The 16,364-nt window shown below is 38.8% G+C and carries 24 protein-coding genes and 1 other annotated feature; of the genes, 1 reads left to right on the top strand and 23 read right to left on the bottom strand.

The genetic code is table 11. The annotated features are described in order from the left end of the window. Nucleotides 1-56 precede the first annotated feature (56 nt). From rpoZ to AC3B6Y_RS07570, 21 genes are all read right to left on the bottom strand, one after another. Nucleotides 57-341, bottom strand: coding sequence for a DNA-directed RNA polymerase subunit omega (rpoZ, locus tag AC3B6Y_RS07670; RefSeq protein ID WP_489757508.1), 285 nt, complete (start codon nt 339-341; stop codon nt 57-59). 1 nt (nt 342) lies between these two features. Further along, entirely contained in the window at nt 343-960 is a 618-nt protein-coding gene (gene gmk, locus AC3B6Y_RS07665) for a guanylate kinase (RefSeq protein WP_489757507.1), read from the bottom strand. Between the two features lie 59 nt (nt 961-1,019). Beyond that, nucleotides 1,020-2,732, bottom strand: a complete 1,713-nt coding sequence (gene recN / locus AC3B6Y_RS07660; RefSeq protein WP_489757506.1) for a DNA repair protein RecN — start codon at nt 2,730-2,732, stop codon at nt 1,020-1,022. Between the two features lie 12 nt (nt 2,733-2,744). After that, a complete protein-coding gene (locus AC3B6Y_RS07655) occupies nt 2,745-3,572 on the bottom strand; it encodes a TlyA family RNA methyltransferase (protein ID WP_489774913.1) in 828 nt (275 codons plus the stop codon). Beyond that, nucleotides 3,572-4,462, bottom strand: coding sequence for a polyprenyl synthetase family protein (locus AC3B6Y_RS07650; protein WP_489757504.1), 891 nt, complete (start codon nt 4,460-4,462; stop codon nt 3,572-3,574). Before AC3B6Y_RS07650 ends, AC3B6Y_RS07655 begins: the two co-directional genes overlap by 1 nt. Further along, entirely contained in the window at nt 4,455-4,709 is a 255-nt protein-coding gene (locus AC3B6Y_RS07645; protein WP_489757503.1) for an exodeoxyribonuclease VII small subunit, read from the bottom strand. Before AC3B6Y_RS07645 ends, AC3B6Y_RS07650 begins: the two co-directional genes overlap by 8 nt. Further along, the gene (xseA, locus tag AC3B6Y_RS07640) at nt 4,684-6,042 is read right to left on the bottom strand and encodes an exodeoxyribonuclease VII large subunit (RefSeq protein WP_489790898.1); all 1,359 of its coding nucleotides are present in this window, start codon (nt 6,040-6,042) and stop codon (nt 4,684-4,686) included. Before xseA ends, AC3B6Y_RS07645 begins: the two co-directional genes overlap by 26 nt. Further along, entirely contained in the window at nt 6,039-6,890 is an 852-nt protein-coding gene (locus tag AC3B6Y_RS07635; RefSeq protein ID WP_489790897.1) for a bifunctional 5,10-methylenetetrahydrofolate dehydrogenase/5,10-methenyltetrahydrofolate cyclohydrolase, read from the bottom strand. Before AC3B6Y_RS07635 ends, xseA begins: the two co-directional genes overlap by 4 nt. A 115-nt stretch (nt 6,891-7,005) precedes the next feature. Then, nucleotides 7,006-7,428 carry a transcription antitermination factor NusB gene (gene nusB, locus AC3B6Y_RS07630; protein WP_489790896.1) on the bottom strand — a complete coding sequence of 141 codons (423 nt, stop codon included), beginning with the start codon at nt 7,426-7,428 and terminating at the stop codon, nt 7,006-7,008. 19 nt (nt 7,429-7,447) lie between these two features. Further along, nucleotides 7,448-7,861: an Asp23/Gls24 family envelope stress response protein gene (locus tag AC3B6Y_RS07625; protein ID WP_489757499.1), complete on the bottom strand. Its 414-nt coding sequence runs from the start codon at nt 7,859-7,861 to the stop codon at nt 7,448-7,450. A 28-nt stretch (nt 7,862-7,889) separates the two neighbouring features. Further along, entirely contained in the window at nt 7,890-8,453 is a 564-nt protein-coding gene (gene efp, locus AC3B6Y_RS07620) for an elongation factor P (RefSeq protein WP_489757498.1), read from the bottom strand. Between the two features lie 159 nt (nt 8,454-8,612). Continuing rightward, nucleotides 8,613-8,894: a 50S ribosomal protein L27 gene (rpmA, locus tag AC3B6Y_RS07615; RefSeq protein WP_489755942.1), complete on the bottom strand. Its 282-nt coding sequence runs from the start codon at nt 8,892-8,894 to the stop codon at nt 8,613-8,615. Between the two features lie 5 nt (nt 8,895-8,899). Further along, nucleotides 8,900-9,259, bottom strand: a complete 360-nt coding sequence (locus AC3B6Y_RS07610; protein WP_489757497.1) for a ribosomal-processing cysteine protease Prp — start codon at nt 9,257-9,259, stop codon at nt 8,900-8,902. A gap of 2 nt (nt 9,260-9,261) precedes the next feature. Continuing rightward, nucleotides 9,262-9,570, bottom strand: coding sequence for a 50S ribosomal protein L21 (gene rplU / locus AC3B6Y_RS07605; RefSeq protein WP_489757496.1), 309 nt, complete (start codon nt 9,568-9,570; stop codon nt 9,262-9,264). An 8-nt stretch (nt 9,571-9,578) separates the two neighbouring features. Then, nucleotides 9,579-9,648: a sequence feature (ribosomal protein L21 leader region), on the bottom strand. A 60-nt stretch (nt 9,649-9,708) separates the two neighbouring features. Beyond that, nucleotides 9,709-9,948 carry a hypothetical protein gene (locus AC3B6Y_RS07600; RefSeq protein ID WP_489757495.1) on the bottom strand — a complete coding sequence of 80 codons (240 nt, stop codon included), beginning with the start codon at nt 9,946-9,948 and terminating at the stop codon, nt 9,709-9,711. Nucleotides 9,949-10,090: 142 nt separating this feature from the next. After that, a complete protein-coding gene (locus tag AC3B6Y_RS07595; RefSeq protein ID WP_489757494.1) occupies nt 10,091-10,270 on the bottom strand; it encodes a hypothetical protein in 180 nt (59 codons plus the stop codon). Then, nucleotides 10,263-10,943, bottom strand: a complete 681-nt coding sequence (locus AC3B6Y_RS07590; protein ID WP_489757493.1) for an NAD(P)H-dependent oxidoreductase — start codon at nt 10,941-10,943, stop codon at nt 10,263-10,265. The genes AC3B6Y_RS07595 and AC3B6Y_RS07590 overlap by 8 nt, the downstream gene beginning before the upstream one ends. A 92-nt stretch (nt 10,944-11,035) precedes the next feature. After that, nucleotides 11,036-11,233: a CsbD family protein gene (locus tag AC3B6Y_RS07585; RefSeq protein WP_489757492.1), complete on the bottom strand. Its 198-nt coding sequence runs from the start codon at nt 11,231-11,233 to the stop codon at nt 11,036-11,038. Nucleotides 11,234-11,314: 81 nt separating this feature from the next. Beyond that, nucleotides 11,315-11,905 carry an NAD(P)H-dependent oxidoreductase gene (locus AC3B6Y_RS07580; protein WP_489769031.1) on the bottom strand — a complete coding sequence of 197 codons (591 nt, stop codon included), beginning with the start codon at nt 11,903-11,905 and terminating at the stop codon, nt 11,315-11,317. Next, nucleotides 11,905-12,462, bottom strand: a complete 558-nt coding sequence (locus AC3B6Y_RS07575) for a TetR/AcrR family transcriptional regulator (protein WP_489790895.1) — start codon at nt 12,460-12,462, stop codon at nt 11,905-11,907. The genes AC3B6Y_RS07580 and AC3B6Y_RS07575 overlap by 1 nt, the downstream gene beginning before the upstream one ends. A gap of 60 nt (nt 12,463-12,522) precedes the next feature. Next, nucleotides 12,523-13,488 carry a quinone oxidoreductase family protein gene (locus AC3B6Y_RS07570; RefSeq protein ID WP_489790894.1) on the bottom strand — a complete coding sequence of 322 codons (966 nt, stop codon included), beginning with the start codon at nt 13,486-13,488 and terminating at the stop codon, nt 12,523-12,525. A gap of 91 nt (nt 13,489-13,579) precedes the next feature. Here AC3B6Y_RS07570 and AC3B6Y_RS07565 point away from each other — a divergent pair, with 91 nt between their 5' ends. Continuing rightward, nucleotides 13,580-14,041: a MarR family winged helix-turn-helix transcriptional regulator gene (locus AC3B6Y_RS07565; protein ID WP_489790893.1), complete on the top strand. Its 462-nt coding sequence runs from the start codon at nt 13,580-13,582 to the stop codon at nt 14,039-14,041. Between the two features lie 94 nt (nt 14,042-14,135). On the opposite strand, the gene AC3B6Y_RS07560 is transcribed toward AC3B6Y_RS07565, so the two are convergent. Both AC3B6Y_RS07560 and AC3B6Y_RS07555 read right to left on the bottom strand, forming a co-directional pair. Further along, nucleotides 14,136-14,897, bottom strand: a complete 762-nt coding sequence (locus tag AC3B6Y_RS07560) for a ChbG/HpnK family deacetylase (RefSeq protein WP_489789979.1) — start codon at nt 14,895-14,897, stop codon at nt 14,136-14,138. 3 nt (nt 14,898-14,900) lie between these two features. Further along, nucleotides 14,901-16,361: a PTS transporter subunit EIIC gene (locus AC3B6Y_RS07555; RefSeq protein ID WP_489790892.1), complete on the bottom strand. Its 1,461-nt coding sequence runs from the start codon at nt 16,359-16,361 to the stop codon at nt 14,901-14,903. Nucleotides 16,362-16,364 lie beyond the last annotated feature (3 nt).

The raw sequence follows: 16,364 nt of genomic DNA, 5'->3' as shown, positions 1-16,364 counted from the left end.
TTCACTCCCATCAACTATTAAAAAACTCCATCAGAGTTCATCTGAATGGAGTAGCATTACATTCCCTTTTTAAAATCTTCTAAACGTTCATGTTCAGCTTCTTCCAGATAATCAATCCGCTCTGCACTACGTTCACTAAGAATTGATTGCGGATCAACTTTAATTTTATTATCCGCAATTTCTTCCAAAGCTTTACCAACTGAACGTGGAGACTCATAACTACTTAACATCTCCACATCACCATCATCAATTTCATGCGCCCGCTTGGCCGACAAAACAGCCAAAGAATAACGCGAATTAACCTGCTCTAATAATTTATCAATTGAGGGATAAGAAATCATTTTAGTTAGCTCCAATCATTTTTTTATAACTACCAATCACTCGAGGCACTCGTAAGTGCTCACTACGAACAATCTGTTCAATCCGCTGGACAGCTTTGGGAACTTCGTCATTAACTACTGCATAATCATAGTTTGACATCATTTTAATTTCCTGTCTAGCTTTTTCCATTCTCTTATCAATCGTTGTCTGATCTTCAGAACCACGATTGATAATCCGACTCCGTAAACTAGCTAAGTCGGGCGGCGTCAAAAAAATAAATACCCCATCCGGCATCTTTTGGCGAACCTGCATGGCACCATTGACTTCAATTTCCAAAAAAACATCAATTCCAGCATCTAAAGTTTGTTGAACATAACTTAATGGTGTTCCGTAATAATGATCAACGTACTTCGCGTACTCTAGCATACCGCCGTTAGCGATTTCTGCTTCAAACTCCTCATTGGTTCGAAAAAAGTAATCAACGCCTTCCTGTTCACCGGCACGCTTTTCGCGAGTAGTCATCGAAACTGAATACTTAAATTGAATTGCCGAATCTTGTAAAATTGCCTTACGCACAGTCCCTTTACCTACTCCTGACGGACCGGACAGCACAATTAACATACCTTTTCCTGAAGCCATATAAACATCCTTTTACTTTAATAATCACGAATTATTTTACTTAACATAATGCACCATTTTCAGTTCTTTTTCAAGGGGGTGCTAGTTCTCGTTAAATTTTTTTGTGCTAAGGTCAATAACTCGGCCGCATGTTGACGCGTAATTGCCGTGACTTTGGTTCCCTCTAACATTTGTGCAATGATTTCAATGCGTTGATTGTACGTTAATGACTCAACCGTCGTGGTTGTTTGATCAGCTTGCACTTGTTTTTGTACCAAATATTGGTGAACACTATTGGCAGCCACCTGCGGTAAATGCGTAATACATAAGACTTGCAACGTTTGTGATAACTGGCGCATTTGATCACCAATCGCTTGCGCCACACGCCCACTAACTCCAGTATCTATTTCATCAAAGACCAATGTTTCTACATGTTGATAGCGCGCTAAAATTGTTTTAAGTGCTAACATAATTCGCGCCAATTCCCCACCGGAAGCAATTTTAGCCAATGGTTTTAGACCTTCTCCAGGATTAGTTTGCAAATAAAATTCAACTAATTGATTCCCCTGAAGCGTAAAATCCTGTGGTGTAAATTGAACTTTAAACAGCGTATTTTCCATATACATGGCCTGTAATTGTTTCATCACTTGTTTAGTTAACTGATGAGCTGCTTGTTGGCGATTTTGATTTAAAACCGCCGCTTGTTGCTGAAGAGTCTGCCGCAATGATTGCAGCTGTGTTTGCAACTTTTGTGGATCAACCAGCTGGGCTTGTAACTGCGTTAACTGTTGTTGTGCGTGTTCACCAAATTGCAAAATATCCGAAATATTAGTTCCATATTTTTGTTCTAAGTTATGAATTAATTGCAAGCGTTCTTCGGTCGCTTGTAATTTTTGTGGATCAAAATCCTGTTCATCTAGCTGTCGAGCTAACTGTTCTTGACTATCTTGTAAATCATAGTAAGCACCGGACAATTCTTGCTCTATTTCGGAAAAATTGGTACTTAAGTCGCTAATAGTTTGCATCTCTTGCACGGCTTGATTCAACTGATCAAGCAAATTACGTTCACCGCCGGCTAATAACTGATAAGTATTATTCAAAGCCGTATTAATTTTCTCAAAATTAGCCAATTGCTGCTCTTGAGCTAATAACTCTTCTTCTTCACCAGGCTGTAGCTGTGCAGCGGTAATTTCTTTAATTTGGAACTGGAGCATATCTATTTGTTGGGCACGTTGTTGTTGATTTTGCTGTAAATCTTGATACTGCTGTTGTAATTGTTGATACTTTTGATAAGTATGTTGGTATTGTTTTAAACTCGTTAGTGTTGCAGAACCACCGAATTGATCTAACAAATGTACATGACTATGGGGATTCAATAGTTGCTGACTTTGATTTTGACCACTAATATCTACTAAATATTGCCCCAATTGTTTTAAGGTAGTTACTGGCACTAACTGATCATTAATACGACAAACATTGCGCCCGTTTTGGTGCAACTCGCGTTTCACAATTAAACTATGCTCACTAAAATCCAAACCAAGGTTTTGACAAAAATTGGCGATAACTGCCTGGTTATCCGGTTCAATTGTAAACATACCTTGAACTAACGCCTTATCAGCACCGTGACGCACATATTCGCTCAAACCACGTTGCCCAATTAATAATCCTAATGCATCAATAATAATGGACTTGCCGGCTCCTGTTTCACCAGTTAATGCCGTCAATCCTTGATGAAAATGAACATCTATCCGCTTAATAATCGCAAAATCTTGAATAATTAACTCTTGCAACATTTGGATCCCTCACTAATGTGACTTCAATTGTTGATATGCTTGCGTTAAAACTTGCTCAATTTGTACTGTTGGTGCAATAGTCCCTGTCGTTTGGCGTAATTGCAAATGAACTAGAAATTCAATATTCCCACCACTACCAGTAATCGGTGAATAATCCAAACCTAAAACATCAAAATTGTGGGCCGTGGCAAAGCTTAAGATATCTTGTAATACTTGGCGATGAACTTGTGGATCACGAACAATTCCGTGCTTGCCAACATTTTCTTTGCCTGCTTCAAATTGTGGTTTAATCAAACAAACGACATCATGATCTGGTAATAGAATTTTGGTCAAGGGTGGCAAAATTAATTTCAATGAGATAAAAGAAACATCCGTCATTGCAAATTCTGGCAATCCTTGGGCAAAATCCTGTGGTTGACTATAACGAAAGTTCACCCGTTCCATAACTTCTACCCGTGGATCAGTCCGTAATTTCCAAGCTAACTGATTGTAGCCAACATCTAACGCATAGACTCGCCGCGCTCCATTTTGTAAAGCTACATCTGTAAAACCACCAGTCGAAGCACCAATATCCAGACACAATAAATCCTTTAAGTCGATCTTAAACACTTTAATGGCTTTCGCCAATTTTAAAGCCCCGCGACCGACATATTGTTGATGTTTTAAGGTCTTTAAATGGAGTTGGGTATCACTCGCAATTTTTTCTCCGGGTTTATCTAAACGCAAATTATCTGCGTTATAAACTTCACCAGCCATAATTGAGCGTTTTGCTTGTTCTCTTGAAGCAGTTAAACCTTGGTTAACGACTAAAACATCCACCCGTTCTTTATTAGCAGCCATTATTGATCCTCCAATTGGAAATAAGCTAAAGAATCAGCTAAACAACTATCTGCTAAAGCAATGGCCGCTAATTCCTGTTGAGCCGTTGTTATAACTTGTTGCAGTTTGGTTTGGGCCTTTTGAACACCAAAAATTGCTGGATAAGTATTTTTACCTACTAATTGATCTTTGCCAACTGCTTTACCTAAAGTAGTTTGATCACCAACTATATCTAGTAAATCATCATAAATTTGAAAAGCCAAGCCAAAATTTTGGGCAAACGCAATCAAATGTTGTTTAACGTCTACTGGTAGCTCTAAGCAAATTGCTCCCATTTCCACACTAGCTTGAATTAAAGCCCCCGTTTTTTGCCGATCCAATTGGGTGATTTGCTCTACGGTCAAGCTATGACCTGTTTGTACTACATCCGTCATTTGCCCAGCAACCATGCCTTGGACACCAGCCGCTTTAGCCAACGTATAAACTAATTGTGCTTGAATAGCTGTGGGTAAACCATTGTCTGTCAGCCAAACAAAAGCATGAGTTAACAAACCATCACCCGCTAAAACCGCGCGTCCCGTTGTAAAACGCTTATGATTAGTTAATTGTCCACGCCGATAGTCATCATTGTCCATTTCTGGTAAATCATCATGGATTAACGAATAGGTATGCACCAACTCTAAAGCGCCCGCAATTTTAAAATAGTTCGTTAACTCAATGTCTTGGTTAATCTGCACCGCTTGTAAGGTTGCCAAAAACAAAAGAGGGCGCAACCGTTTACCACCAGCTTGTAAAGAATATAACATCCCTGCTCGTAATTGCGGTTGTTGTATTTCTTTAGTTAACTGCTGCTCTAAAAATTCATTAAATGGAACTAATAACTGCTTTTGCAAAATTTCAAATTTATTCATCAGTTGTCTTATCCTGCTTTGTTTGTGCATTTAATTGAAAATCAGTCTCTTGACCATCTTCACTCATTACTTTAGTTAATTTTTCCTGCGCTTGTGTTAAAGTTTGCTCCAATTTTTTACTTAAAGCGACACCTGTTTGAAATTGATCCATGGCTTCTTCTAAAGGTACGTCACCACTTTGTAAATGTTCAACAATCTGCTGCAGGCTGGCTAAACTTTCTTCAAAACTTTGCTTTTTTTCCGTCATGTTGACCTTCCTTCACTTCTGTGACAGTGGCTGTCAAGCTACCGTCTTGGAGTTGAATTTGCACTTGTTCTTGAGCTTGAATTTGTTGCACACTAGTCACGACTTGGGTTTGCTTTTGCACCACAGCATAACCGCGAGTTAACGTTTTTAACGGACTTAAATCCTCTAACAAATTAATTAAGCTCATGACTTGTTGGGATCGTTGCTCCAGATAATTATGATAATTTTGCTTTAAATTACGTTTTAAGTTCGCTACTTGTTGTACTGAAACTACTAATTGGGGTTTTTGATATCGTAAGCTCTGCTGCAACAACTTTAAGCGATGCTGTTGTTCTTTTAATAATTGCAACATTGCGTCTTTTAAAGCTGTGATTAATTGATCCACGCGTTGTAAATACTCTTGATACAAGGTTTGTGGATTTTGAAATAAATAGCTATTTTGATAACGAACTAGTTCTTGGTGTTTACGCACTAAAATTTGCTTAACTGCTTGATACATTTGCACCTTGCTTTGACGCAAATCAGCCAATACTTCACTCAAAACCGGCGTGGCTAATTCAGCGGCGGCGGTCGGCGTTGGTGCTCGTAAATCAGCTACATAATCTGTAATCGTCGTATCTGTCTCATGACCAACTGACGAAATCACGGGAATTTTGGAAGCTACAACCGCCCGCGCGACTACTTCTTCATTAAAAGGCCAGAGATCTTCAATTGAACCACCACCACGGCCCATAATAATCGTATCAAAATTTCCTAGTTGATTAACTTGCTCTAAGCGCTGGACTAAACTCGCCGCGGCACTATCACCTTGAACTTGGGCGGGAAATAAAACTAATTGGGCAATCGGATAACGGCGGTGAACAGTCGTTATAATATCACGAATCACGGCCCCTGAAGGACTCGTAATGACAGCAATTCTTTGTGGAAAAGGAGCAATCTTTTGTTTCGGTAAAGCAAAAATGCCTTCTTTTTGTAATTTTTGCTTTAACTGTTCAAAAGCCTGATACAAGGCACCAACACCATCGGGTTGCATTTGTTCTACATAAATTTGATATTGCCCTGTTGCTTCATAAATGGAAATACGACCGCAAACTAAGACTTTCATGCCTTCTTCAGGAGTAAATTTTAATTTTTGAAAAGCATTCTGAAACATAATGGCAGAAATCTTAGCATGCGCATCTTTGAGTGAAAAATATTGATGGCGCGGACGCAGTCGAAAATTAGAAATTTCGCCGGTTAAATAAACCCGACGATTTAAATAGGGATCCAAATCAAATTTACGTTTTAAATACTGTGTTAGCGCGCTAACTGTCAAATATTCTGGTGTACTCAAACTACTACCCTCTGTTGTGCTAAAGTAATCACTTGCTCTAACAAACCAGTAATGGTCATCGGCCCTACGCCACCGGGTACTGGCGTCAAATAGCCGGCTACTTCTTGCACTGTAGCAAAGTCAACATCGCCGACTAATTTACCAGCAGCATTATGATCCATCCCCACATCAATGACTACCGCTCCGGGTTTAACAAAATCAGCCGTAATATACTCCGCCTGGCCAATGGCCACGATTAAAATATCCGCAGTTTTGGTCAATGCTTGTAAATTTTGTGTATGGGAATGAGCCACCGTAACGGTAGCATTTTCGCGCAATAACAAACCAGCCATTGGTTTACCAACAATATTACTGCGTCCTACTACCACAGCATGTTGACCCGCAATGGGGATCTGATAATCATGTAATAACCGCAAAATGCCACGCGGTGTTGCGGGAAAATTGCCCGCCTCTCCGGACCACAAACGCCCGATATTTAATAAGCCAAAACCATCAACATCTTTTTGTACCGCAATAGTATTCATTACCAAATCAGCATCTATTTGTGCGGGCAAAGGCATTTGTACTAAAATTCCATCAATGTCTGCGGCTTGGTTAAGGCGTTTAATTAAAGCTAACACTTCACTTTGACTAACATCATCCGGCAAATGATATAGCTGATAATTAATGCCGATTTTTTCAGCTCGTCGTTTTTTATTACGGACATAAATTTGACTCGCTGAATTATCTCCTACTAAAACAACAGCTAACCCTGGGATAACATTGTGTTGCTTCAAATCCTGAACTTGCTGGGCAAACTGTTGATCAGCTTGTTGGGCAGCTTGTTTACCATCCATTATGACAACCATTGCTGTTCCTCCTTTAAGTCTTTAAATCCGTTAGTTTTAAATTTTGAGTACTAAAAGCTGGCTTGTTTAAGCAGCTTTAACATAATTTCAAAAAAGGTGCTGTTTTACCAGCACCTTACTTTGGTTCAGTCGGTGACTGATCCAGGAAATGAGAGAGCACTCCATTAATAAATTTTTTTGATTGCGGTTCGCTGAACTGCTCTGTCAATTCTAGTGTTTCATTCATTGCTACTTTTGCAGGAACTGCCGGACTATACAAAATTTCGAATAATCCTAAGCGCATCAAGTTCACGTCACTACGACTGATCCGCTTTAAAGACCAGCCCTTTTTGAGATGTTGACTTAACTGTTCGTCTAGTTCACTAATATGTTCAACAACACCACGTACTAAAAAATCTAAATAAGCCGGCGTTTCTGTTATATTCTGTAAATTCAAAACTTCCTGTAAAGCCGCATCAATATCTTGATCGGGTAAAGAATCTATCAAAAACAAAGTTTGAAAAGCAATTTCCCGTACATTATGTCTATTTAAAGTCACTTCCACGCCACTTTCTGGATTAAATTTTAGCTAATTTTTCTGAACTATCATTCTTCTTAGCCATTAAACCAACCACATGCACATTTACTTGGGCCATTGTTAGATCCGTCATAAATTGTAATTGTTGACTAAGAGATTTCTGTAAATCATTGGCTACTTTAGGAACTGATACACCATATTCTAAATAGACATAAACATCGGCAATTAACTGCTGCGTTTGTTCATCATAAGAAACCCGGACACCTTGCGCACGATTTTGCCGACCTAACAACGAATTGATATTATTCGCTAACGTACCGCGCATTTCATAAACACCGGCAACTTGTGTAGCTGCAATACCCAACAAAACTTCCAAGACATCTGTTGCCACATGAATTTGTCCTAATTCATTGGCTTGTGTTGGTGCTATTTGTAAATATTTACCATCAGTCATCCCAAAGCCTCCTTAATCCAAATTACAATTATTTATTGGCCCGTGAACTGTAACTACCATCAACTGTATTGATAGTCAAAACATCGCCTTCATTAACGAAAAATGGCACTTGCACAACCAAACCAGTTTCCATCGTAGCTGGCTTACTACCACCAGAAGCAGTGTCACCTTTAATGCCCGGCTCCGTAGCGGCCACTTTCAGGTCCACAACGTTTGGAATATCAATTCCTAATGTCTCACCATCATGCATAATGACATTAACTTCCATATTTTCCACTAAATAATTTAAAGCATCACCCATATTTTCCCGGGGTAGTGATAATTGTTCATAGGTATTAGTGTCCATAAAGACATAATTATCACCGTCGGCATAGAGATACTGCATCTTTTTATTGTCAATTTGAGCTTGTTCAACTTTTTCAGTGGAACGGAAAGTCTTTTCTTGAACGGCCCCGGAACGCAAATTTTTTAATTTGGAACGAACAAAAGCACTACCTTTACCAGGCTTAACATGCTGAAATTCAACAATCCGCCATAATTCACCATTAACTTGAATTGTTAAACCATTTTTAAATTCATTAACTGAAATCATCATAAACTCCTGTGTTATAAAATTGTGCATAAAACAAAAAAACATTTTTGAAAATTTTTATAATTATTTTCAGTAGTCTTTACTATACTAATTTATTATATCATAAACCCGATTAAAACTTGATAGTTTAAAAAAAGCCGCTCACGCGGCTTCTTTAATTTAATCTTCAGTAATCACTGAAACTTGCTTCTTATCACGACCAAGACGTTCAAACTTAACCACGCCTGGCTTTAAAGCAAATAATGTATCATCGCTACCGCGACCAACATTAGCACCAGGATGAATCTTGGTTCCACGTTGCCGATAAATAATAGTTCCAGCATTAATTCTTTGGCCATCAGCACTCTTAGCACCTAAACGCCGACCAGCAGAATCACGACCATTGGCAGTTGAACCGCCCCCCTTATGGTGAGCGAAGAACTGTAAATTCATTTCTAACATAATTGTTACCTCCCAACTGTTTCTTGTTTTAAATCAACCCGGATAAAATCTCCGTAATTGTCAACTAACGAGTGTAATATCTGATAACAATTAGCCATTAAAGTTTGTGTTTGAACCAATTGATCATGCGCAGTAATTTGAGAATAATCAACCTGACATTCTAAATAACCACCACTTTGTGCTTCACTATTAACCTGTGGCTTAACTTGAGCCACAGTTTGAAGCGAATTAATCGTTCCCAGTCCAATCACTGAGACGGCTGCACAAACAATATCTTGACCATAAGGGCCAGAATCGGCATGACCTTCAATCACAAACTTTGTTAATTGCTTAGCTGAATTACAAACAAAAGTTGCTTGAATCATCTTTAAGCTTCAATCTTTTTAATTACAACTTTAGTATAAGGTTGACGATGACCCTTTTTAGTATGGGAATGTTTCTTAGGCTTATACTTGTAAGTAATAACTTTCTTTTCCCGGCCTTGCTTTTCAACAGTACCAGTAACCTTAGCACCTTCAATTGTAGGAGTTCCAATAGTAATCGAACGACTACCAATCAAAAGAACTTGATCAAAAGTTACTTCTTGACCTTCTTGGACATCAAGCTTTTCTACAAAGATGGCTTTGTTTTCTTCAACCTTGTATTGCTTGCCGCCAGTTTTAATAATTGCGTACATTTGTACACCTCCATTCTTAGACTCGCCACACTAGGCGCTGTTAAGCTTTAACCTAGTCATGTGCGGTTGCAGCTGTGGTAGCACAATTACAACTGTTTAATTGTACAAAAAAAATATTGGTTCGTCAACTAAATTTAATTAATCTAAAAATTCATAGTGTACTAAACTGCGTAGGTCATAATCTCGACCTTGGACATCCGTAAAGTTGCCATCTTTATCACGCAATTGCTGCTTCAAATGATCAATTGCTGCCTGATCATCAGCATATACCGGCACATTAAGTATCCGACCATTAGAAAAAGTTAACTGCGCCGTAATTTGGGGACGCGTAACAGATTTAGATTTTTTAAGCATTGCTTTCATTGTTTTTTTCTTCATAATCATAATCACCAAGCAATTAAAATTTATTTATTTTTAATCTTACCACATTTAACGTGTGGGAACAAAAATTTCCCCGAATTGTGTAACCACCTTTTTCTTTTGGTGATAGCTTCATGTCTAAAAACTGTTTAACAGATTATTACCATTGATCATGATTCCATAAACGACCATCGATCTCTGATTGTAGTTGCTGCAATCTCCGATCTTGCTCTTTGATTAAAGTAGTTAAGCCGCGCCAAAAAGCTCGTTTTTCATATTGTGGCTCCTGCTGAATTAATTGCTCTAATTGCGCAACGGCCCATTGATTATTATCATTCAAGATTATCTGTTTCACCTGCTTTAATTAATTTTAAGGTATCGTTACTGGTTTCTAGTTGTAACAAATTTTGACTCAATTGTTCCTGTAGTAAATCAATCAGCGGATTAGTTGCAGTTGCGTTCAATTGGGTTAGTTGTTGTAAATACCATTGACTACGCTTAATTAAAGAATCTGGTTGGTCTTGGCTTAAATAACGCTGATAATCCATCAATAATTGCTGTTGTTCGGCTTCATTTAAGTAAGCAAATTGATAAATTGGAAACACTGACAGCCAAATCATTTGCGCTTGGCGCGCCAAGGCTTGTAGGGGCGTTAGTAATTGATCTAAGCTAAAGCCTACGCGCCCTCCAGCTTGAAACGCTGTTTGTGGTAAACCCGTTGAGACCACTACTCCTAATTGTTTACCGATTAGTTTTTGTTCAATAAATTTCGTCGTCAAGTAGTGATCCTGCCATTGTTTCAATTGCGCCGGCATTGTGTACCAATAGAGTGGAAACTGAAAAATAATTCGGTCAGCTTGTTGTAGTAACTGCTGTTCTTGCACACTGGAAGTTGATTGTGTTGCACTTACTTCATGCCAAGTTGCCTGAGCGATAGCAGCTCCTTGTTTTAAAAATTGTTGCGTTGCGGAATTGTCAAGCTGGGGATGAGCAACAATAATTAACGTCTTCAAAAATTCGGCCCCCTTAATTAAAAAGAAACTGTGACCTCCAAACAGTTAGACCGTTTTGCCACAGTTCATAATCTCAGTATTAGTATAAAGCACTAATCCTGTTTATGCTTATCAATTTTTTCATTGATTTTTTTAGAAACGTCGTCTTTCGCATCTTCCAGCTGATCTTTAGCTTTACCCAAAGCTTGTTCGGCCTTACCTTTGAGTTCTTTGGAATCATCGCCGACGACTTTACCAACACTTTCATTGATTTTACCTTTAGCTTGATTCATTTTACCATCATTACTCATCTTCATGCCCCCTATTATATCTAAACTTATTGTAAAAGGTGAGTAATCTTTTCGTAAAGTAAAGTGCTTGCCAAGCTGCTTTTAAAACTTAAATGTTGTCTGAACCAACTGCTGTAAATATCGCCGCCGGCGTTCTAAAGTCGAATTAGAGATTCTCCCAAAGTTTTGCCAATGACCATGTTTAACGCCAACTTGTTTCAAAGTTTTTTTAACAAAAACCTTTTGAATATCATCGCCACAAAACCATTTCAAATAAAAAGTCGGTGATGTGGAAGTCGTTAAAACATACGCTTGCCGTAAATTTTTGAGTTCCCCATGAATGCCATACTTGGTCACGGTATGTGATAAACCAGGGCCTTCTTTCATGACCTTGTCAATAAAACCTTTTAACATTCCGGGCAGTGTGTTCCACCAAACTGGCGTAATAAAGATTAATCCTTGCGCTGCTTGTAATAAGTGTAAATATTTTTGCGTTAACGGATCATGACTGGCACCAGTATGATATAAACGTAACTCTTCTTGATCATAATATGGTTGAAATTGATCTTGGTACAAATCAATCACTTCAAAGGGCTGGTGATGTTGCTGCAGATTAGTTTGAACAGCTTCTAATTCCGCATGATTGAAACTATTGGGATAGGGATGACAATAAATAACGATTACGGGGGCCATTAATTTTCTCCTTGCATAAATGCACATAAAGTCTGGCGAATCAACGTTAAATCTAAACTAACTACCTGCTTTTGTACTAACAAAGCGTATCCTTGAATAAATGACCACGTCTGCACAAATAAAGCATCATCAGAAATATCTGAATTAACATTGATTTGATGAATTAACTGTCTAGTCAAATTTAATAACGCGAATTGACCGTTAGTTTGCTGTAACGCTGCTTTACCTATCTCACTAAAAAGTAAGGCATTAACTAACTGGGGGTGCTGGACAAAATATTCTACAAAAAACTTTCCTAATTGAACTAACTTTTCTTGGGCATCAAGCTCTGCCAACGAGCCAATTTGTTGCTCAAATTGTTGTGTAATCTGTTGTGACAGTCTTTGCATTGCCAAAGTCAATAATTCAGTTTTATTTTTAAAATGTTTGTAAAAAGCTCCTGTCGTTAAACCTAGTTTTTGTGACAATTTACGTAAGGATAGTGCCTCCAAGTTATCTTCTTGAAGTAATTGCACCGCACAATCTAACAATTGTGCTTTCGTTTGATTATCTTTCATATCAAGCCTCCTAGAAAAAAGATAACACTGTTATCTTCAAACTACAAGCCTTTTTTAAATTCAATCTGCAATTTTAATCACAGCTCGTGGAGCATTAGGTGCTTGCCAAGCTTGCGCCAGTTCCGGCAATGAATATTGCTTGATTGGAACCGTCCATTGCTTCTGAGACGCTAAAGTAAAAACTTTTTGAATGGAAGTAAAAAGTTCTTTTGGGGCCAAAGAACCAATTCCCGAACCTATGAGTTGAATATTGGAGGAGCGTAAAAGCGGCGCTGGTAAATTAATTTGTTGACCCGCAGTGGAACCAATTTCTACATATCTAATTGCTTGGGATGATTTGCTGTGAGATAAGGTTGTTAACAGTAGCTCAGCACTGGCTCCCCACAAATAATCCAAGACAATCGTTGCTTGGGCAATGATTGCTTGCAATGCCAATTGACATTGATCAAATTGTTGAGCATCCGTTAAATCATAATCTCCAAAGGAAAAGTACTCATCAGCACCAACTTGGGCTAATTTCTCTGCATTACGTCCTAAAGCAATAACTCTCATTGCCCCTAAAGCATACGCCATTTGTACCGCTAACGCTCCAGCAGTACCGGTTGCTCCATTAATAAGGACCACATCACCTGTTTGGATTTGGGCACGATAGACTAACGCTGCATAGGAACTCATACCGGGGTTAGCAATTGCTGCCGCCATGATCGGATTCAATTTAGCAGGCACCGGAATCAGCGAGTGTTTTGAAACCACTGTTTTTTCTGCCAAGGAACCATATGGCCAGCGTGGTTTAGCAAAATAAACACTTTGCCCATTAGCTAAACGTCCGACGCCTTCAGTACCAGCAATCCGCGGAAACTGGGCACTACTAGAATAATGTTGGCCCATCGACTGAGCTTTACTAACTGTACTTAAAGCACTCGCTTGCGGCATAACAATCACTTCTTGCTGAGAATTAACCGTTGGTTCAGCAACTTCCTGCAGTACCGGAACCATTCCTGGTTGTTGAACTATCGCTGCTTGCATAATTAACGCCCTCCTTTTAGGTGCATTTTGCACACAAAAAGAATAGCATACTTACGTGCATTTTGCACGTTAATTTAGTATAATTGATATTATGAATAATCAACAAATCCAAACTTTTTACGAACAATTAATTGAACTAGCTTATTTTTTTAATCAACCCCAAAATGACCAAGCTTTGATTAAAGCGGCGCACGTGCAACTTGATTATAAATTATTTCCTTTGTTTGCTACCATTGCCCGCCAACAGCCGACCAATGTCCAAAACTTAGCACATTTTTTGGGAGCTTCTCATTCCACCATCAGCCGTCAACTTGACCGCTTAGAACGTGCCGAGTTGATTACAACACAGATTAATACGCACGATTCACGCAAACGTGAGGTTCAACTAAGCCAGCTCGGTCAAACTTTAAATCACAGTTTGACGCAAACACGTTTACGAATGATCAAGCAAATACTCAACTCTGTTCCCTCAAGCAAGCAGTTACAAATTTTAGATGACATAACTTTACTCAATCAGGCCTTTGAAAATATTGATTTGAGCAATCAAAAGTAACAACAATTCTATTAAAAATGGGCCTATGCCTAGGCCCATTTTAAGGTTATTCACTTTTTGTAATCAACAGCCAGTCAGTCAATTTAATGATTGGTTAAATTTGGCTATAGCGCATTAACTCCACCTCATGGTCCCATAACCAAATCTTAGTCTGAGGAGCACACAGCATCGCAACTTCTTGTGTTCGCGGAATCGTCAAACTAGAGTGCGTCAAAATAAAGTCATCCAAATATCCTGGGTGGCAAACCATCACTTCATAGCCATCATTATGCTGCGTTAGTGCCGCTGCTTGTAAGGTTTGCCAAGGATTATAATTTGGTTGCATGCTTTTCATTTCTAGATATAATTTTTGATGATTTAATAGCGTCGGACTGTCGTCAAAATGATATTCTAAAAAACGTAATTGATGTCGTTGCGCTACAATTTTTAACGCTTTAACAAAGTTGTCACTAACCACAGCATGACCTTCAAAATAATCCGGTTTACGCCCTACTAATTCGACAAAACGGGCATATTGCGCTTCAATTTCGATAACGGCTTGGTCTAAATCAACAAAATCTTTTACGGAATTGCGATAAACTTTGGATGGCTTAAATTCACCGGTAGCAGTGGTCAAACTAGGCACTTGATCGGCGCTAATAACGGGACGGCCAGTACAAATTACTACGTGTAAGCCCAAGTCTAACGTTTTATGCGTCAGCTTCAGCAATGATTGGACTGCAGCTTTAGAAGTGGGCATATTAACCATGATACCAATGTTATTGATTATGCCGTCGCGCACGGTTTTCAAAATTCCGAGATTAACGGCTTCGCTGTAACCCAAATCATCCGCTCTTACAATAATTTTAGTTTTCATCGCTTATTCCTCCACTGGTTTTAATTCTGAAATTTTAGTGTCTGAATTATCTTTCCTCTGGAAACCGATGAAGTAAGTTGCAACAGCTGCCACCACGATTGCAATCACCCCACTCAAAATTCCATTAATCAAATTAGTGGGATCATTATGAACATAAGCCGTCAAAGACATAAAATTAGCTACAGGCACCAAAACATAACCTTTAATATGACAAATGGCAGCATATAGTCCCCCACAAAAACCGCCAATCATCATCCCTAAGAAGCTACGTTTATAGCGAACCGCAATTCCGTACAAAGCGGGTTCTGTTACGCCACCAATAAAACTAGCAACAAAATAGCTCCAAGCTAAAGCTTTTTGATCCTTATTTTTCAAGCGTAGCGCTGCGCCAATACACATGCCTGCTACTGACATACTAGCGGCTAAAGATCCTAATAACGTAAAGTTATCAAAACCATTTTGGGCAATAACCATCATCATTGCTGAAATTAAGACTAAGTGCATTCCCGTCATTACTAATAACTCCCAAACAGCACCAATAATGGCAATCGCTAAAATGCTCCAAATACCACCTAATTTACCAAAACCAATGATTGTGTCACAAATATACTTGCCAATGAAGCCACCAGCTGGGCCAACAATACATAAAGTAATCGGTAACATGATAATGATCATTAATGTGGGGACAAAAATCGTACTTAACGAAGCGGGAATAAATTTTTTCAAGAAACGTTCCACATAAGACATCAACCATACTGACAAAATTATCGGTATGATCGTCGCACTATAGTTGACCAATGGCATATGCAAGCCAAAAACAGAAAAATGTTTACCGGTAGTGACCATTTTAATTAATGTTGGATGTAACATAATCGCACCTAAGAACATGGATACTAACGGTTGCGTATGAAATTGTTTGGAGGCTGTATAACCAATTAAAATTGGGAAAAAATAAAAGCCAGCGTCACCAACAAACGTGAACAAACGATAAGTATCACTATTAACACTTAAAACATTTAACATACTCGGACCTAAAACGGCCGCAAACATTTTAAACATGGAAGCCGCAACTAATACTGGAATCAAGGGTGTTAAACATCCAGCTAATTTGTTCATGATAATTGTGCCAATACTTTTCCAAGTTAACTTAGACTGCGTTTTTTCAGTATCAAGATTTTCTGTAATGGGCGGTGTCGTCTGTAAATGAGCGATTTGGCACAATTGGTCGTACACTAAGTCCACCGTTTGCCCAATAATTACTTGATATTGGCCCGCTGAACGCCGGACGCCAATGACCCCAGCAATTTGGTTCACAGCTTGGTCATCTGGCAAACTGTTGTCTTTTAAAATAAAACGTAAGCGTGTCATACAATGTGTTACTGACTCAACATTAGTACTACCGCCCACTGCTTGTAAGACTTTCTGGGCAATAATACGGTTGGTTTGTTCTTGACTCTTCACCATCAA

It is taken from the genome of Bombilactobacillus sp. ESL1092, from assembly GCF_058107465.1.
Note: the sequence above shows the minus strand (reverse complement) of the source record. Positions and strands in the feature narration are given on the sequence as shown.

Excerpts from the sequence above, each read along its gene's own strand:
- AC3B6Y_RS07610 (WP_489757497.1), bottom strand. The coding sequence starts at position 9,259 with ATGATTCAAGCAACTTTTGTTTGTAATTCAGCTAAGCAATTAACAAAG.
- gmk (WP_489757507.1), bottom strand. The coding sequence starts at position 960 with ATGGCTTCAGGAAAAGGTATGTTAATTGTGCTGTCCGGTCCGTCAGGA.
- AC3B6Y_RS07570 (WP_489790894.1), bottom strand. The coding sequence starts at position 13,488 with ATGCAAGCAGCGATAGTTCAACAACCAGGAATGGTTCCGGTACTGCAG.
- AC3B6Y_RS07655 (WP_489774913.1), bottom strand. The coding sequence starts at position 3,572 with ATGGCTGCTAATAAAGAACGGGTGGATGTTTTAGTCGTTAACCAAGGT.
- AC3B6Y_RS07650 (WP_489757504.1), bottom strand. The coding sequence starts at position 4,462 with ATGAATAAATTTGAAATTTTGCAAAAGCAGTTATTAGTTCCATTTAAT.
- AC3B6Y_RS07635 (WP_489790897.1), bottom strand. The coding sequence starts at position 6,890 with ATGGTTGTCATAATGGATGGTAAACAAGCTGCCCAACAAGCTGATCAA.
- rpoZ (WP_489757508.1), bottom strand. The coding sequence starts at position 341 with ATGATTTCTTATCCCTCAATTGATAAATTATTAGAGCAGGTTAATTCG.
- rplU (WP_489757496.1), bottom strand. The coding sequence starts at position 9,570 with ATGTACGCAATTATTAAAACTGGCGGCAAGCAATACAAGGTTGAAGAA.
- AC3B6Y_RS07585 (WP_489757492.1), bottom strand. The coding sequence starts at position 11,233 with ATGAGTAATGATGGTAAAATGAATCAAGCTAAAGGTAAAATCAATGAA.
- AC3B6Y_RS07555 (WP_489790892.1), bottom strand. The coding sequence starts at position 16,361 with ATGGTGAAGAGTCAAGAACAAACCAACCGTATTATTGCCCAGAAAGTC.
- efp (WP_489757498.1), bottom strand. The coding sequence starts at position 8,453 with ATGATTTCAGTTAATGAATTTAAAAATGGTTTAACAATTCAAGTTAAT.
- AC3B6Y_RS07600 (WP_489757495.1), bottom strand. The coding sequence starts at position 9,948 with ATGAAGAAAAAAACAATGAAAGCAATGCTTAAAAAATCTAAATCTGTT.
- recN (WP_489757506.1), bottom strand. The coding sequence starts at position 2,732 with ATGTTGCAAGAGTTAATTATTCAAGATTTTGCGATTATTAAGCGGATA.
- AC3B6Y_RS07565 (WP_489790893.1), top strand. The coding sequence starts at position 13,580 with ATGAATAATCAACAAATCCAAACTTTTTACGAACAATTAATTGAACTA.
- AC3B6Y_RS07580 (WP_489769031.1), bottom strand. The coding sequence starts at position 11,905 with ATGGCCCCCGTAATCGTTATTTATTGTCATCCCTATCCCAATAGTTTC.
- AC3B6Y_RS07560 (WP_489789979.1), bottom strand. The coding sequence starts at position 14,897 with ATGAAAACTAAAATTATTGTAAGAGCGGATGATTTGGGTTACAGCGAA.
- AC3B6Y_RS07645 (WP_489757503.1), bottom strand. The coding sequence starts at position 4,709 with ATGACGGAAAAAAAGCAAAGTTTTGAAGAAAGTTTAGCCAGCCTGCAG.
- AC3B6Y_RS07575 (WP_489790895.1), bottom strand. The coding sequence starts at position 12,462 with ATGAAAGATAATCAAACGAAAGCACAATTGTTAGATTGTGCGGTGCAA.
- rpmA (WP_489755942.1), bottom strand. The coding sequence starts at position 8,894 with ATGTTAGAAATGAATTTACAGTTCTTCGCTCACCATAAGGGGGGCGGT.
- AC3B6Y_RS07625 (WP_489757499.1), bottom strand. The coding sequence starts at position 7,861 with ATGACTGATGGTAAATATTTACAAATAGCACCAACACAAGCCAATGAA.